13 protein-coding genes are annotated in these 14,018 nt (G+C 41.4%); 7 read left to right on the forward strand and 6 right to left on the reverse strand.

Going from position 1 to position 14,018, the window contains the following annotated elements; genetic code table 11:
• Nucleotides 1–56: 56 nt before the first annotated feature.
• Nucleotides 57–488: a hypothetical protein gene (locus ACKTT2_RS40315; protein WP_407897062.1), complete on the reverse strand. Its 432-nt coding sequence runs from the start codon at nucleotides 486–488 to the stop codon at nucleotides 57–59.
• A gap of 422 nt (nucleotides 489–910) precedes the next feature.
• Between ACKTT2_RS40315 and ACKTT2_RS40320 the strand changes: the two genes are divergently transcribed.
• From ACKTT2_RS40320 to ACKTT2_RS40330, 3 genes are all read left to right on the forward strand, one after another.
• Nucleotides 911–1,264 (forward strand): hypothetical protein, encoded by a 354-nt coding sequence (locus tag ACKTT2_RS40320; RefSeq protein ID WP_407897064.1) that lies wholly within the window; start codon nucleotides 911–913, stop codon nucleotides 1,262–1,264.
• Between the two features lie 53 nt (nucleotides 1,265–1,317).
• The gene (locus ACKTT2_RS40325; protein WP_407897066.1) at nucleotides 1,318–3,453 is read left to right on the forward strand and encodes a pentapeptide repeat-containing protein; all 2,136 of its coding nucleotides are present in this window, start codon (nucleotides 1,318–1,320) and stop codon (nucleotides 3,451–3,453) included.
• 146 nt (nucleotides 3,454–3,599) lie between these two features.
• The gene (locus tag ACKTT2_RS40330; protein WP_407897068.1) at nucleotides 3,600–4,091 is read left to right on the forward strand and encodes a hypothetical protein; all 492 of its coding nucleotides are present in this window, start codon (nucleotides 3,600–3,602) and stop codon (nucleotides 4,089–4,091) included.
• A gap of 250 nt (nucleotides 4,092–4,341) precedes the next feature.
• Here the strand turns inward: ACKTT2_RS40330 and mtnA are convergent, their stop codons facing one another.
• The 3 genes from mtnA to ACKTT2_RS40345 all read right to left on the reverse strand — a co-directional run bounded on the left by mtnA (nucleotide 4,342) and on the right by ACKTT2_RS40345 (nucleotide 8,084).
• Complete coding sequence (gene mtnA / locus ACKTT2_RS40335) at nucleotides 4,342–5,412, reverse strand: S-methyl-5-thioribose-1-phosphate isomerase (protein ID WP_407897070.1); 1,071 nt, start codon at nucleotides 5,410–5,412, stop codon at nucleotides 4,342–4,344.
• 375 nt (nucleotides 5,413–5,787) lie between these two features.
• Nucleotides 5,788–6,351, reverse strand: coding sequence for a Uma2 family endonuclease (locus tag ACKTT2_RS40340; RefSeq protein ID WP_407897072.1), 564 nt, complete (start codon nucleotides 6,349–6,351; stop codon nucleotides 5,788–5,790).
• 38 nt (nucleotides 6,352–6,389) lie between these two features.
• The gene (locus ACKTT2_RS40345; RefSeq protein ID WP_407897074.1) at nucleotides 6,390–8,084 is read right to left on the reverse strand and encodes a R3H domain-containing nucleic acid-binding protein; all 1,695 of its coding nucleotides are present in this window, start codon (nucleotides 8,082–8,084) and stop codon (nucleotides 6,390–6,392) included.
• Between the two features lie 502 nt (nucleotides 8,085–8,586).
• On the opposite strand from ACKTT2_RS40345, the gene ACKTT2_RS40350 reads away from it, so the two are divergent.
• From ACKTT2_RS40350 to ACKTT2_RS40365, 4 genes are all read left to right on the forward strand, one after another.
• Nucleotides 8,587–9,933: an FAD-dependent oxidoreductase gene (locus ACKTT2_RS40350; RefSeq protein ID WP_407897076.1), complete on the forward strand. Its 1,347-nt coding sequence runs from the start codon at nucleotides 8,587–8,589 to the stop codon at nucleotides 9,931–9,933.
• 27 nt (nucleotides 9,934–9,960) lie between these two features.
• Nucleotides 9,961–10,278 (forward strand): hypothetical protein, encoded by a 318-nt coding sequence (locus ACKTT2_RS40355; protein WP_407897078.1) that lies wholly within the window; start codon nucleotides 9,961–9,963, stop codon nucleotides 10,276–10,278.
• Between the two features lie 606 nt (nucleotides 10,279–10,884).
• Nucleotides 10,885–11,292: a hypothetical protein gene (locus ACKTT2_RS40360; RefSeq protein ID WP_407897080.1), complete on the forward strand. Its 408-nt coding sequence runs from the start codon at nucleotides 10,885–10,887 to the stop codon at nucleotides 11,290–11,292.
• A 46-nt stretch (nucleotides 11,293–11,338) separates the two neighbouring features.
• On the forward strand, nucleotides 11,339–12,565 hold the full coding sequence (locus ACKTT2_RS40365; RefSeq protein WP_407897148.1) for a glutamate-5-semialdehyde dehydrogenase: 1,227 nt from the start codon (nucleotides 11,339–11,341) through the stop codon (nucleotides 12,563–12,565).
• 51 nt (nucleotides 12,566–12,616) lie between these two features.
• On the opposite strand, the gene ACKTT2_RS40370 is transcribed toward ACKTT2_RS40365, so the two are convergent.
• Both ACKTT2_RS40370 and ACKTT2_RS40375 read right to left on the reverse strand, forming a co-directional pair.
• Nucleotides 12,617–12,796, reverse strand: coding sequence for a hypothetical protein (locus tag ACKTT2_RS40370; protein WP_407897082.1), 180 nt, complete (start codon nucleotides 12,794–12,796; stop codon nucleotides 12,617–12,619).
• A 10-nt stretch (nucleotides 12,797–12,806) separates the two neighbouring features.
• Nucleotides 12,807–13,874, reverse strand: a complete 1,068-nt coding sequence (locus ACKTT2_RS40375; protein ID WP_407897084.1) for a fatty acid desaturase — start codon at nucleotides 13,872–13,874, stop codon at nucleotides 12,807–12,809.
• Between the last annotated feature and the right edge of the window lie 144 nt (nucleotides 13,875–14,018).

The following is a 14,018-nucleotide window of genomic DNA, read 5'->3' on the forward strand; positions in this document are numbered from 1 at the left end:
GTGAAACCCAATAAAGATAAGATGTTTGAGTGTTGGGTTTCGTTCCTCAACCCAACCTACCTTGGCTTTTGTTGCGATATGGAAAGTCTATAGTTATACTGTCCTTGAGATAACTCACCCACATACAGGGAGTAGTTTCCCTCCTGCCAAAAACCAGAAATTTCTGGCTTGCCTCCAGAGTAACTGTCTGCTAGTACGCAAAACTTCCCTCCCGGACCATCAATTAACAAAGTTGGCTTTCCGTCACTTTCTACTGTTAGTCTCAGGTAAGGTAGTGCTTTTGTAACTTTTATGACTTGACTGGGTTGTTCCGCAATCTTACCACAGTTACTTGCTTGTTTTCCTCCAGATGTACCATTGACTACTAAGGGATCTGGCTGCTGATTAGGAGTAATTTGCACGACTTCCCCTGCCCAACTAGTATTAATCAGACATAAACTGCTGAAGAATGCTATGGAGATGCTTTTTAACAATGTACTTTTCTTCATAAAATCATTATGTTTCCCAAGTTTTATAAAGCGATTATTAATACACTTAATATCTAGTGCATAATGACGATTCTGCCAAATTTCTGTTCCTAATTGTTTGTCATATTTTTGTCACTAGAAAAAAGTATACACAAACAAATATTAAAAAAAATAAAGTTAGCAAACATTTATAATGCCAAAAGCTCGATCTTTAACGATTAGGAGCGATTTTTAAAGGAAAGACTTTCGCTAAAATCACAGTGTTAACTACTAACTAATTAAGATATTTCCTTTCCACCGCTCTCGTGGGGTGGGCATTGCCCCGCTATCTGAATTTAATATTGGTGGGCAATGCCTAATCCTACGTCGCTAATCCTAAGCGCACCGAAGGGAGTAAGAGTTGGTTTGTTGTTTGTAAAGTATCCGAGTAGAGGTAAAAACATATGAATCGCCAACCTAACGATGACTTGCAACGCCGCCTTGACAAGCTAGAGGCTGAGATTAACTCCCCATCTGGGGTGACTCCACAATCACAAGAAGCGAATTCATCAACTTCATCAAGCAATAAGGCACTCAGATTTCTCTCGTACCATACACAGAGAGTTCTGGCTTGGTACAAAACTCAGACTGGAATAACAAAGATCGTTGTTTTGGGAGTTGGGTTTTTATTGGCATTCTCCGTACTGCAAGCAATTTTTAAGCTCGTGACGGCTGTTATTAGTCTGGCGGTCTTGTCAATCTTAGTGTACCTTGGATACAAATTTTTCATATCTGGTAACTCTCAACTCAAACAGTAGTTTTTAAACGAGGAGAGAGTGACGTAAAAATTAAAGTTAAAGGAATTTATCTAATGGCTACCCCAAGTGTGAGGAGAAATAGTAACGCAAATCAACAGGGAAAATCTATACCCTTGACAACAAGACGAGTTGCTGCATGGGCAGCAGAATTGGCTCTGGTTGTGACAAGTGGGTTGGTTCCCTATAGTATCGGTACTTATTTAAATTCTAAAGGTGATGTCAACCGCGTACCTCTGAATCCCATACTGGTACAAACGGAACGTGCGATCGCTCGCCCACTGGCTTTACCTGTCAACTATGGTGTTCGTAACGTGGCATGGCCTACCAATTTTTTGTGGACGCTCTCTTTGTTAATCCCTCTGACACTTTCGGGATGGCAATTGTACTTACTTGCTAAAACAGGAAGTACGCTTCCTAAAAAATGGTTGGGGATTAAAGTAGTGACTGCGAACGGTATGCCCCCTGGGTTCGGACCAATTTTGGTGCGGGAAGGAATTGGTCGTTGGGCTGTACCAATGTCTGTCGCCTATCTTTTGTGGCGTTACAGTTTCTTATTTCCCAATTTGAGTGCTTTTATGAGCTTGGCTGGTATTGTGCTGCTGCTAGAAGGAACGGGCTTTCCCTGGCAGCAAGACCGTCGCGCACTTCACGATCGCCTTGCCGGAACTTTCACTGTTGATGCTCACAAACCATTTACACCTCTTAGCGTAAAAGATGCCAAACGCGGTCAATCTTCATGGACAGAAGGCGATGAAGAAGCTGCTATTGCCTCAGTTGTGATAACTCCTGAAGAATCTAACCAAATCCCAAATTTGTTACGCTGGATACAGCAACAAAATCCAAACCAGACGTTATTAGGAGTTGCGATCGCAAGCTTAGGTGCATTATTTGTCACTTTAGTTGGGACACAAATTTACATTCATAGCTTACAAAACCATGGCGGTACGGGACAGCGCAATAGCGAGCAGTTTCTTGCACTAGTAAAACAGTTAAACCCTGGCTCTACTGCTACCGTTGAGGAACGCCGCAGTGCAATTTCAGCTATGGCTACCCTCAATGACTCCCAAGCGGCTCAGTATCTTGCCGATTTGCTAGTTAGCGAAACTAACCCCGTTCTCATTGATACAATCCAGCAAGCACTTGTTGGTATTGGTCCTGAAGCCCTTCCTCCTTTAAAGCGGATTAATCAAGTCCTGGTTAGCGAACTAGACGGCAGCAATAGATCGCAATCTCCAGAAGTAAGGCAGAGACAAATTTATGCAAATCAAAGAGCAATTAACAAGGTTCTGTCTGCATATCACGGTAAGCTAGAAGATGTCGATTTAAGTAACGCTCAACTGAGTCCAAGCGGATCTGGAGATAGTACTTTCAGATTGATATTAGACAAAGCTGACCTGTGGGGAATTAAGTTTAGAGGTGCGAATCTATCCTTTGGCACTTTTAGAGGCAGTCGTTTCCGGGGACTGGGAGAGGATGGACGCTGGGATACTTATGATGATTCGGTTTCCGATCTCAATCAAGTACGAATGACACAAGCGAATCTTTCTGAAGCGAACCTCAGTCGCGTTTCAATGATTCGTGCCGATTTAAGTCGCGCTATCCTCAACAAAGCTAACTTATCCAATGCTCGTTTATCTGGTGCTAACCTCAGTAGCACTCAACTCCTAGGGGCAGATTTGCGGAATGCAGTTCTGCAAAACGCCAGCCTCACTGGAGCCGATTTAGGGGATGCAAAACTGAATGAAGCCGATATGTACGCTGCTCGTTTAGGTCGTGTCATTGCTGTTGGAACGCAATTGTCTTTTGCTAATCTTGTAAAAACTGATTGGCAAGGTTCGGATCTTTCAGGTGCTTACTTGGATCGTGCTAATTTAAGCGATGCGAACCTGAGTGCAACTCGCTTGACAGGTGCTGTCTTGAACTCTGCTAATTTGGAGAATGCTAACTTGCGAAATGCTGACTTGAGTCTTGCAGATTTGAGGGGAGCAAATCTCAACGGTGCTGATTTTCAAGGAGCAATCCTGTCTCCAAATAAACAAGATCCCACAGATCAATTTGTACAGACCCCATCTCTCGGTACAAAATCTGCTGCAGTAGACGGAGTTGATTTTACTCAAGTGAAGAATTTAGATCCCAAGCAAATAGCTTACATTTGTACTCAAGGCGGTATTCATCCTCGTTGTCCCTAGTGGGGATTAGGGATTGGCGATTGGGAATTGGGGAGTAGAAAAAAAGTTACAATTTTTACTTCCCACTCTCTAGCTCTTATTACCAAAATGGCATAATCTTAAAATCAATTCAAAATCGGTTAATCCAAAATTGAAGGAGTTGGGGAATGAGGCACGTAAAGTATTTAGCATCTCTGGTGGTAGCTAGTTCGGTTTTCAGTTTTACTCAATTCGCTCAACCAGCGCAAGCTCAAGTTGCATACGGTAGCTATGTTGGTATCGGTCCAGCAATTGGTTTTGGAGATGGCGTTCAAGTGGGAGCGGTCATTGCTGGTCGCTATAAACTTCTAGAATTACCAATTTCTCTTCGCGCTCAAGCTTTTATTGGTAAAAGTGCTGCCCTTGTGCCAACAGTTTCTTATGATGTTCCTATCAACTGGCAAACGGATGCCTACTTAGGGGCTGGTGTAGTGCTAGCGAGTGGGGACGATCCATCGCCTGTTGGTAATAAAATCAGCTTTGCTTTACAACCAGGTGTTGACTACATGGTTCCCAATAGCAACACAGTAATATTTGGCAACGCTATTATTGCTTTCGATGCTATTCGCGATGGTGGTACAGCTTTCTCTTTACAGGGTGGAGTTGGTTTAAAGTTTTAATAAAAATGTCTCTTTCCCAATCTCCAATCCCCAATCCCTATCGCCCCTTATCCCCAGAGGGGACCCCGAGTTCCCCATTTTCAACTAATTAGTCAGGAGTCCCCCACTGTAATCTATTGATTCAGTGGTGGGAGGAATCCGCCCTAGGGAAACACGCGGAAGTACGTATTAGGTAATGGCTTTTGAGCTAGTGCATCTCTTAGTTGTAAGCTGATTCTTACAAGCCTACACTGTACCCGAAGGTGTCAGTCTAAATAGTTGACACTACTTTCTTTTCCTGATATTTTATTAATTCTTCAGGAGAAAATACACCGTGCTCTGTAATAATTGATGTAATTAATTCAGCTGGTGTCACGTCGAAAGCTGGATTGTAAAATTCTACGCCTGATGCTGTCACAACAGTGTTGCCAATTTGATATATTTCTTCTGGATTGCGCTCCTCAATGGGAATTCTACTACCGTCGGACAAAGAAAAATCAATAGTGGAAAGAGGTGCAGCAACAAAGAATGGAATATTATGTGCCTTAGCCACAAGTGCTAAACTATACGTACCAATTTTGTTGGCTGTATCACCATTAGCAGCTATTCGATCGGCACCAACAACGACAACATCAATTAAACCCTGCTTCATGCAGTGAGCTGCCATACTGTCAGTAATAACTGTTACAGGAATTCCTTCTTGAACGCACTCCCAAGCAGTTAATCTTGCTCCTTGCATACGAGGACGAGTTTCGTCAGCAAACAACCGCGCTAATCGCCCTTCTCGAAAAGCAGAACGCACCACACCTAAAGCAGTTCCATAACCTCCTGTGGCTAGTGCGCCAGCATTGCAGTGAGTCAGTATTGTCAGTTGTTCTGGTGTCTTGGGTAATGCAGCTAAGCCATTATCGCCAATTGCTTGACAGGTTTGTAAATCTTCTATATGAATGGCTTGAGCTGTCTCTAAAAGAGTTTTTTTGATTTCTTCAATCGTTCCCAGAGTTTCATAAGCAGTTTTCATCATCCGCGAAATTGCCCAAAACAAATTGACCGCCGTTGGGCGTGTCGATCGCAATAGTTCTGCTATTTTCTCCAAACGAGTCAAAAATTCATCGCGGTCTCCAGTCTCAACTTCCCTCGCTCCAAGATACATTCCATAGGCTGCAGCCACACCTATTGCTGGTGCGCCTCGCACAATCATAGTTTTAATCGCTCGCGCCATATCTTCGCAACGACTAATTTCTACGAATGTGTATTCATTTGGTAAACGGGTTTGGTCAATCAGCGAAACTGAGTCATTGTGCCAAATAATGGAATAAACCCGATCTGTGGAAGAATTCATAGAAAAAACGCTATCAAATTTATTAAATAGTAACGTTAGTCATTCTACTAGTTCTGCCAAGTTTAGAAAAAGTATAAAGGATAAAAATCTAGTAAAAAAAGACACAAGTAGATTCTTAAATAAGTAGAAATGCTTTAGGGATTTCCAAGAAAAAATTATTCAATCTTGTAGAACTATTCAATCTTGTAGGACTTGTAGGACTTGTAGGACTATTCAATCTTGTAGGACTATGCAATCTTGTGGGACGGAGAGCAGCGCCGTGCGGGGGTTCCCCCCGTTGAGGCGACTGCGGAGCGTCCTCGCCCGTCTTATACTAGTGGTAGGCTAGAAATTCCACACCACAAGAAATTTTGGGAGATTTTTTTTGGAAGTCTCTTAAAGCTCCACATCTTCATACAAGTCGGCGATGGTGACTTCAAAATCAACACTGTGTAGTCGAAACAATTTACTTTCTGCCGTATAAGATTGTAACACCCACAATCCCTCGTCATTCCGGCGAAAACACTCGACTCGCGGACGTTTGGTATTAATTAGAACGTATTCCTTGAGAGTTTCTAAGGTTTGATAGTCAGCAAATTTGTCTCCGCGATCGAAGGCTTCGGTGGAATCAGATAAAACTTCAACAATTAAACAGGGAAATCTTTTATACGCTGGAGTTTCCCTGTCTCGTTGGTCGCAAGTCACCATGACATCAGGATAGTAATACCGATTCAAAGATTCGATACGCGCTTTCATGTCCGCCATATAAACACGACAGCCCGTACCGCGTACATGATTCCGAAGAAGCGAAGCTATGTTGAGAGCAATTGTGACATGAGGGTCAAGCGCCCCAGCCATTGCGTAGACATAGCCATCAATGAATTCGTGTTTGATGTCACTATTTTCCTCCAGTTGGAGGTATTCCTCAGAGGTGAGGTACATTTCAGGTGAAGCTACCATATTCAAACCCAGATGTGTTTTTGTATTTTAAAACATTCTCATGCTGGATAAATTCGCAAGCGACGAAAGGGTTCTTCTCCAAAACTTTGTGATTTGAGATTGTACCTTTCAACAAGTTCGTGTTGCATGGCGCGAACTTTTGCAGAACGGGGAAGTAATTCCACAGGCTGTTTCTTGGGAATCACAATTTCCTCTACAGCAAGTCTAGCTTCTTCTAATGCATCAATTTCATCATCTTCACTTCCACTTCGGGTAAAACGATTGGGTTCGGGTTCATCGTCTACAGTAGGTTCTTCCAGACCCAAAATCTGTTGTAAAGTAGTGGTAATTTGAGTGTAGGAATTACCTTTTAGGGTGTACACGGGTACTTGATTTTCCTCCGCCATCCGCCTGAGATTTGTGTGTTTTCTCGCATGCGATCGCAACGCCAAAATTGCATCGGCTTTGTTAATATCCTTTGTCAACACCACTGGCAAGTTGAGTTCGCGAATTACTGTTTCCAATTGGTGGTAATTAACACCATAAGGGTAAACGTGACACACTTCATCTTCGTCAAGCGAATCTAGTCTCTCCCCAAAGAACTGTTGGGATTGTTTGGAGGATGTATCCGAGGAGAATTCAAATTTTAATTCTCCTGAAAATGCATCTCGATCTTGGGTTTGAGAAAACGGTAGTATTTTACCCGATCTTTGCCGCTTTTGAGATTGTTGGGAAAAGTTGAGACTAGAAATACTAGGCGACTCCCGTGTAATTGTCACCTGACCGTTTTCATTAACAGTTCTGACTTCTGGATTCGGCTGATGTCCTCTTAACAAACTATCTACAGTCTCAGCGACACTTCTGTGGACTACCCAACGTTGTCGCTCTAACATTTCTACTGCAATATCAAAAGTAGGTGGAGCCTTTCTTTCCAAAACAGTTTTCTGAGTGCGTCGCCTTCTCGCTTCTTCATCCCCCAATGTGACAGATTGAATTCCACCAACTAAATCGGACAGAGTAGGGTTTTTAATGAGATTTTCAATTTCATTACCGTGAGCAGTTCCTACAAGTTGTACCCCACGTTCGGCAATAGTACGAGCTGCTGAAGCTTCCAATTCCGTACCAATTTCATCAATAACGATAACTTCAGGCATATGGTTTTCCACAGCCTCAATCATTACCTGATGTTGAAGTTCTGGGCGGGCTACTTGCATGCGTCTTGCGCGACCAATGGCAGGATGAGGTACATCTCCATCACCAGCAATTTCGTTGGAAGTATCAATAATGACTACTCTCTTATTAAAGTCATCAGCCAACACGCGAGCAATTTCTCGCAAAGCTGTTGTTTTACCAACACCGGGACGACCCAACATGAGTATTGATTGACCGCTTTCTACTAAGTCACGGATAATGTGGATTGTGCCATAAATTGCCCGACCTACTCGGCAAGTTAGACCGATAATATCTCCCGTGCGGTTTCTGATAGCACTGATGCGGTGTAGAGTTTGCTCAATTCCTGCACGGTTATCTCCGCCAAACTCTCCTACTCTTTGAACGCAATAGTTGAGGTGTTCTCGGGTAACTGCTGTTTCCGAAAGATATTCTGCCTGATTTGGAAAACGTGCTTCTGGACGCCGACCTAAATCCAAAACGATTTCAATTAAATTATCGCGCTGTGGATGTTGTTGTACAACCTGTTGAATTTCTGGTGGCAAAATCTCCAGTAATTTTTGGAGATCGTCTGTCATATGCATAATATTAACGTAGTTTTAACAAATTCAGTGACCAGTTACCAGTGACCACTTACCAGTGACGGTTTAAAAAAATTTTAAAAACTTTCATAGCTTTTTAAATCCACTTTTAACTTACATTTTGGCAAATATTAATATCTTATTCTTTTGTGGAAACTACGATTCCATAGGTAGTGTTTTCCTTACTGCTTTTGGTTTAGAGGATTTCTCTGAAAAAGAAGGCTTTCCATGGCAAGGTTTTCGAGTAGTCACGCATCAACAGACAATTTGTAGTGTTATACAACATTATAATACACTTTTGGGAATTTTCTTTAACTTTGCATAATTCAACCAAGTGCCTCCTATTAATGACGATAGAGGGAGTAAAGTATTCTGACTATATTCCCGTCAATCCCGGTCTGGGGCTTACTCTTTAAGTATTTTTAAGGTAGGAGGTTTTTGAAGCACAGAATGGGCTAAAAGTGTGGTAGGTCGATTTTAGAAGTCTTCTCATTTCAAGAAAATTATGACTAAGAAAGTAGTTATCGTTGGCGCTGGACCGAGCGGTCTTCTACTTGCACACTATTTGTTACGTCGCGATAAGCCGGGTACAGCTTGCGCTAAGAGCGATCGCAAATACCAAATCGAAATTTACGAGCGTCGCGCAGATCCCCGTTTGGTGTCGTTTCCTAAATACAGAACTTATTCTCTAGCACTTTCACCTAGGGGAATCAATGCTTTGAGTCATATTCCTGGGCTAGAGGAAGCTGTTAGGGCTGTGAGTGTGGAAGTTTCGGGAACTATCATTCATCAGAAAAACGGTAAAACTGTATTTAGACGTATCAGAACTCCTCAACTGACTCTCGATCGCACTAATTTAGCGATCGCAATTCTACAAAAGCTTGTTTCTAGTTACGACAGTAGCGGAGTCAAAATTCATTTTGATTCTAAATGTACTGGTGTAGATTTTGCTAATAAGATAGTAAAATTTGAAAATAATTCTACTGGGCAAACTGAATTCAAAAATGTAAACTACGATTTACTGATCGGTGCAGATGGAGCGAGTTCTGCGGTTAGAGAAGAGTTACTTAATACTGATGGTTTTGAGTCTCAGCAAAAGTATTTTTATAAAGACTATAAATCTATTTTTATTTCTCCTCCCGATCCCAAGTTAAAACTTCACCTTCAACCTAGTAATTTACATTCGTGGAGGCTAAGACTAAACAATGCAACTAATTTATTGTTGCTGTATCAACTAGATGGAAGCTGGAGTGGGGTCATTAATTTTCCTCATGGGAAAAATCAAATAGCTGAACTTTGTAGTAAACAAAAAGTTCTTCAATATTTTCAGGAGAATTTTCCAGAAATAGCAGGCGCGATCGCAGAGGAAGAAGCTGAAGCTTTTGCATCAAGACCAATATCACGAGTTGTGTCAGTTAGTTGCAACCGCTATCATCACGGTGATAGCGTGTTGATAATTGGAGATGCCGCTCACGCCGTACCTCCTTCTATTGGTCAAGGTTGTAATTCTGCCCTTGAAGATGTAGTTGTGTTCGACCGTCTTTTGGATGAGTATTCAGACAATTTGGTAGAAGCATTAGAACAGTTTACTGTTCGTCGCCGACCGGATGCTTATGCTTTACTTGAACTTAGTAACTACACTTTGCCTTTATCTCAAAAGTTGTTTATTGAGTTTCTTGTGAGAACGAGTTTTGCTAAACTCATGCACAAAATATTTCCCAAACGATTTCAGCCTTTTCTTTTTGATTTGATAACAGAAAGTACAATTCCTTATTCAGAAATTCTAAAAACTTATCAAAAATGGATAAATAAGGTAAAGAAAACTAATGAGAAATTTTTAGGGACAATTTAGGTTTTTTCTTTTGAAAGGAACGGAAAAATGTCATATAAAAATACTTGCGAGCTTAGAAAGAAATATAGAGACTTGAAGGAGTTATGCGAACAGAATTTGTGGTGGGATGGTGGAAATAAAAAGGATTCTTGCATGAAAAAAGAAATCTTCCAAGAACTCAAACAACCCGTCCAAAAAGAAGAAAGTGAGTTTACCAGAAATAAGCCACTTGTTTTATTTGTCTTAGGAATTGTAGCTTTATTGAGTATAGCTGTACTATCACGGGCTGAGGAAATATCTCATGGTTTAGTGGAGATTCGGAAAAATTCAATTCATCAACTCCTCTTGATGAAAAATGAAGAATGAATGTCTATTTTCCACTCCCGACTCCCGACTCCCTTTTTCTAGCTAGTGCTTCCTCAAGCCATAAGTGAAAAAATTGTTAAACTTCAGTAAAGATTATCCGGATAGAATAAATGATACTGAGGTTGCGTAGAGCGCTCTTTTTGGCAAAATATAAAGTAAAGATTAAAATTTTGCTTGTGAAGGTCGAATGTTAAATAACTTAAAGTAAATATACTTAAATGAACCGAAATGTGTAATTTCACAAACTACAATATAGTTATGCGATACGAGTTAACTTTGTGTAGCTCCTATGAAGGTGGAATATTGAAAACGAAAAGGAGGACGCCGGACTTATAAGAAAACCTTGTCTTAATCTAAACCAATAATTTTAATTTTGTATTTCATTTAATAGTTTTACTGCTTGGAACTGATGAAAACTCTAGTTGATAGTGTGCCAAAGCAGTCTTATCGGTGAGTAAAATTAAATAAATAGTTGGGGAGCAAGACTTACCCAATCTGGCTAATGTTATAAAAAGTTCAGGAGAGGATAGTTAACTTGATGAATAATGTGAAAGGAGACTATACCTCTTAACCAACAGCAAACACGCTCAAGTTAAAAGTTCGCTTGTGCAACCTCAAAAACCAGAAAAAATAGATTTGAATACGGAATATCTTTGCCCCTGCCGTCGCCGGGGACGGTTAGTTCCAATTACGCTGACAGAAGCCTTTGGATGCGATCGCTGTCCGCAAATATTCGTAGTAGAAGATAATGGATATGTACTCGAGCAGCTATCCACCACCTATCCATACAAGCGAGCTTGGCGCTGGATGGGAAATTCTTGGCAAGTTGTCCATCCTCGTTGGGGAGAAAACTATTTGCCAGTAGCCCTTGGTATAATTTTTGTGTTAGTGATTATATGGTTACCATTAGCACTAAGATTGGCAAGTGGTTACAGCATTATTGCTTGGGCGATGGTGGCAGTTCTGTTGGCTATTCTACCAGCACTGATGGTCTGGCTCACCTACAGACGATAACGAGGCGACAGTGGATGATTTTGACAATTACTCCGAACCAATAGTCATGAGTGCGAGACGTGCCCATCATGCTTCCTTAAAATTAGGAACGACAAAAGGCATAGATAGGAGTCGCGCTGTGCTGTCAATGGCAGAGTCGCTCGCTCGCTTGTTTGATGATATTTTAGAAGCGAATACCTTGGATTTAGAAGCCAGCCGCGAAATGGCATTACCAGATTTAATGTTGGAATGGCTGAAACTGACTCCAAAACGCTTAGAGATGACAGTGGAAATTCTCCAACGATTGGGGGAATTATCAGATCCATTGCGGCGGGTGAGACACGCTGACTATCAATTAGAAGACTCGCAAACCTACTCACAGTTAATGCCTTTGGGTGCGATCGCTTTTATTTATGAAGCATTTCCTGAGTTAGGAGCAATTGCTGCAGGTTTGTGCATCAAGACTGGAAATAGTATCATACTCAGAGGTGGTACAGAAGCAATTCATTCTAACAGTGCAATTGCGATCGCACTCACAAATGCCATAGCCGATGTTGGTCTTCCAGAAGATTGCATACAGCTAATTACAGAAGAACACGGAACATCCATTAGGGATTTAGTTACCCAAGATCGTTATTTAAACCTCGTGATTCCCTACGGACGTTCTAGCTTAGTACAGCAAGTTGTAAGGCATTCAACATCTCCAGTGCTCAGATCGGCTATGGGTAACTGTTACCTCTACTGGTCACCCAATGGCAGTTTAGAAATGGTACGCTGGATGATTGTGGACAGCCACCAAAGCGAACCCGATCCAGTTAACGCTATTGAAAAAGTTTTAATTCATCGCCAAGCCTTACCATCATCCTTAGTTACATTATGGAACAGTTTGAAAGAAAAGGGCTTTGAAATCAAGGGAGATGCCGAACTAGTCGATGCTTTTCCTCAGTTGCAACTAACAAAAGACACAGAATGGGGAAGCCCTTATTTAACAAAAACAGTTTCTTTCAAATTAGTAGATAGTTTAGAAGCAGCAATAGCTTGGATTAACCAGTACAGTAGCGGACATGCTGATTGTATTGCAACCGAATCCTATCAGGAAAGCAGACAATTTGCTTTAGGAGTGAATAGTGCTTCTAGTTATATCAATGCTTCTCCCCGGTTTTCCCGAAATCCTTCGCGAGGAGATTCAGTTTTTCTAGGAATGTCAAATCAGAAAGGTCATCGGAGAGGATTAATTAGCTTAGAAAGTTTGACAACTACAAAGCATATTGTTTTGGGTAATGGAAGGTTTTAGTACATGAAGGCAGAAGTCCGGAGGCAGAGGAGCCACTGCGGTGGACGGGTTTCACCGGCTACAGCAAGTGGCGTGGCAGAAGGCGCAAAAGCTTTGAACATCAGCTTTTTCTCTGTTACTAATAGTTGCCTTATTTATGCCATGGTGTACTAGTTGCAAAAGACGGGCGAGGACGCCCGTACCACAAGATAAAGATAATTTCCTAAAACCAGGTACCAGAAACCTGGTCACTGGTCACTGGTCACTGGTCACTGGTATAGTAAACCTTATTTCCAGTATCTGGTACAAAATGGCAACTTATACAAGAACGCCATAGTGAAGTGAGAATTGGTTCTTCAGATTTGCGGAAATACTCACCCAAGACAGGTTTAATCGCTTCAGTTGCTTTCTTCAAATTGTAGTGGGGGATGTTAAGAAATATATGGTGAGCAACATGAGTACCGATATCATGATGTATGTGATTGATAAAACCATAATCCCGGTCAATTGTTGAAAGCGCACCTTTGAGGAAAGTCCATTCTTCGTCACGATACCAAGGAATATCTGGTTCAGTGTGGTGTAGAAAAGTCACCAAGTCTAACCACATAACAAACACAAGATAGGGTCCAACATAGTATTTAAGTAACCACATCCAACCCCATTGATAGGTTAGAAAACCAAGTAAACCTGCCATACTAGTCCAAAGCACAGTGCTAGTAAGAACATCCCATTTTTCAGAAGGTTTAAAGAGTGGGCTGTTTGGAGAAAAGTGAGAGCCTTCTTTGTTTGGAGAACGTTTGAATAGATAAACTGGATAAGCAAGTAAAAATAGATAGTATCGACCTATCTTTTGCTCCCAGGGCATTACCTTATACTGAGATTCACTGACAGGATACCAACTTTCGTCATTATCTAGGTGTCCAGTATTGAGGTGGTGAGTTCTGTGACTAATTCGCCAACCATGATAGGGAACGAGAATTGGTATATGGGAAAGATGACCGATCGTATCGTTGAGCCATTTCTTCCTAGAAAAAGATTGGTGTCCGCAATCATGTCCAACGACAAATAAAGCCCAGAACATTGTCCCTTGCATAACCCAGAAAATAGGCCAGAAAAACCAAGAATCTAAATGATGAGCAACTGCGTAGAGCAAACCGATAATTAGAATGTCTCGGAAAAAGAAAAACAATGATTTTCCAACATTTGGCTGAAAGCATTCAGATGGAATTGCAGCTTTTATAGTACTTAGGCTGAATGGTAACTGGGTGATATTTTCTGATAGCTCACAGCTATTGCGAATCTTAGTTGAATCAACGGTATTGGTTTGCACTTTATTTTGTTCTTGGGTGTAATCTGGTGTGAATGCAAAGCATGACTTTGCTTGCGGGTCAGCAAAAGTTAACCCGCATTTATATTTGCATGACAATCTTTCCTATCAGTTGAAATGATAAGGATTAGTAGGGCGAGCATTGCC

The sequence above is a fragment of the Scytonema hankhaensis NUACC26 genome, assembly GCF_045865695.1.
In the GTDB taxonomy this organism is placed as follows: Bacteria; Cyanobacteriota; Cyanobacteriia; order Cyanobacteriales; family Nostocaceae; genus Scytonema.

Bases quoted from the DNA above. Each gene is read 5' to 3' on its own strand.
- ACKTT2_RS40315 (WP_407897062.1), bottom strand. From the start codon at position 488: ATGAAGAAAAGTACATTGTTAAAAAGCATCTCCATAGCATTCTTCAGC.
- ACKTT2_RS40320 (WP_407897064.1), top strand. From the start codon at position 911: ATGAATCGCCAACCTAACGATGACTTGCAACGCCGCCTTGACAAGCTA.
- ACKTT2_RS40325 (WP_407897066.1), top strand. From the start codon at position 1,318: ATGGCTACCCCAAGTGTGAGGAGAAATAGTAACGCAAATCAACAGGGA.
- ACKTT2_RS40330 (WP_407897068.1), top strand. From the start codon at position 3,600: ATGAGGCACGTAAAGTATTTAGCATCTCTGGTGGTAGCTAGTTCGGTT.
- mtnA (WP_407897070.1), bottom strand. From the start codon at position 5,412: ATGAATTCTTCCACAGATCGGGTTTATTCCATTATTTGGCACAATGAC.
- ACKTT2_RS40340 (WP_407897072.1), bottom strand. From the start codon at position 6,351: ATGGTAGCTTCACCTGAAATGTACCTCACCTCTGAGGAATACCTCCAA.
- ACKTT2_RS40345 (WP_407897074.1), bottom strand. From the start codon at position 8,084: ATGCATATGACAGACGATCTCCAAAAATTACTGGAGATTTTGCCACCA.
- ACKTT2_RS40350 (WP_407897076.1), top strand. From the start codon at position 8,587: ATGACTAAGAAAGTAGTTATCGTTGGCGCTGGACCGAGCGGTCTTCTA.
- ACKTT2_RS40355 (WP_407897078.1), top strand. From the start codon at position 9,961: ATGTCATATAAAAATACTTGCGAGCTTAGAAAGAAATATAGAGACTTG.
- ACKTT2_RS40365 (WP_407897148.1), top strand. From the start codon at position 11,339: ATGAGTGCGAGACGTGCCCATCATGCTTCCTTAAAATTAGGAACGACA.